A 276-nucleotide genomic window follows, 5' to 3' on the forward strand; every position below is an offset into this window, starting at 1 on the left:
GTCTACGGGACCCTCTTCCCGGACCACGTCCGCCGGATGCTCGTCGACAGCGTCGTGAACCCGTCGCGCCAGAACATCTGGTACCAGGCCAACCTCGACCAGGACCTGGCCTTCGAGACCCGCTGTGGCGACTGGGAGAAGTGGGTCGCCAAGAACGACGCCGCCTACCACCTCGGCAACACCCCCGAGAAGGTCCAGGCGGCCTGGGCGAAGCTGCGGGCGACCGCCAAGAAGCAGCCGATCGGCGGCGTCGTCGGCCCCGCCGAGCTCACCGCC

The 276-nt window shown here is 69.6% G+C and carries 1 pseudogene; it reads left to right on the plus strand.

The window, feature by feature from the left end:
- Window positions 1–276 (plus strand): annotated as a pseudogene (locus GJQ66_RS12585) (alpha/beta hydrolase); the annotation flags it as partial.

It is taken from the genome of Microbacterium sp. ZXX196 (assembly GCF_009709595.1).
Taxonomy (GTDB): domain Bacteria; phylum Actinomycetota; class Actinomycetes; order Actinomycetales; family Microbacteriaceae; genus Microbacterium; species Microbacterium excoecariae.